This window comes from Streptomyces calidiresistens, from assembly GCF_014141525.1.
GTDB classification, from domain to species: Bacteria; Actinomycetota; Actinomycetes; order Streptomycetales; family Streptomycetaceae; genus Streptomyces; species Streptomyces calidiresistens.
Window position 1 is genome coordinate 1 of sequence record NZ_VKHS01001201.1, and the last position, 1,148, is coordinate 1,148.

The window sequence follows — 1,148 nt, forward strand, 5'->3', positions numbered from 1 at the left end:
GGGGTGCGGACATCGCCGGGCGCGGAGGGGGGCGCCGGCTACGATGGGCGCCGGCGTGCCGAACGGCCGTCCACCCGCCCCGAGGAGCGCGCATGCAGACCACCGGCACCCCCCTCTCCCCCGCTCCGATCCGCTGGGGCATCCTGGCCACCGGCGGGATCGCGGAGAGCTTCACCCGGGACCTGGCCCGGATGCCGGACGCCGAGGTGGTGGCCGTGGGCTCGCGCAACCCGGAGTCGGCCCGCCGCTTCGCGGATCGCCACGGCATAGCCCGGGCGCACGGGTCCTGGAAGGACCTGGCGGCCGACGACGGGGTGGACGTGGTCTACGTCGCCACCCCGCACACCGCGCACGCCGACGCGACGACCGCCTGCCTGGACGCCGGACGTGCGGTGCTGTGCGAGAAGCCCTTCACCGTCACGGAGGCGCAGGCCCGCGAGCTGGTGAACCTGGCCCGCTCGCGCGGCGTCTTCCTGATGGAGGCGATGTGGACCTACTGCCACCCGCTGGTGCGCCGCATGCTGTCGCTGATCGCGGACGGTGCCATCGGGGAGGTCCGCTCCGTTCAGGCCGATTTCGGGCTCGCCGGTCCCTTCCCGCCCGGACACCGGCTGCTGGACCCGGCGCTGGCCGGCGGTGCCCTGCTGGATCTGGGCGTGTACCCGGTCTCCTTCGCCCACCTGGTGCTCGGCGAGCCGGAGGAGGTGCTGGCGTCGGCGGAGCTGCGGGGCGGGGTGGACGTGAACACCGCCGTGCTGCTGCGGTGGGGGTCCGGCGCGTTGGCGACGCTCGGGTGTTCCCTGACGGCGGAGACGCCGACCCGGGCGGCGGTGACGGGTACGGAGGGCCGGATCGAGTTCCCGCGCGGTTTCTTCGTGCCCTCGGAGTTCACCCTGCACCGGGCGGGCCGGGAGCCGGAGCGATTCACGACGGAGGACCCGGAGGCGGGGTACACCCACCAGGCGGCGGAGGTCATGCGGGCGCTGCGGGCGGGGGAGGTCGAGTCCCCCCTGGTCCCGCACGAGGGGAGCCTGGCCGTGATGCGGACCCTGGACCGGGTGCGCGAGCGGATCGGTCTGCGCTACCCGGGCGAGTGACGGGAGCGTCCCGACGAGCCCGGGCACGGTGAGCGGGGAGGGGCCGGGAAC

Annotated in this window: 1 protein-coding gene; it reads left to right on the top strand. The window is 75.2% G+C overall.

The annotated features are described in order from the left end of the window. The first annotated feature begins 92 nt into the window (after window positions 1–92). On the top strand, window positions 93–1,097 hold the full coding sequence (locus tag FOE67_RS26370) for a Gfo/Idh/MocA family protein (protein ID WP_182667336.1): 1,005 nt from the start codon (window positions 93–95) through the stop codon (window positions 1,095–1,097). The last annotated feature ends 51 nt before the right edge of the window (window positions 1,098–1,148 follow it).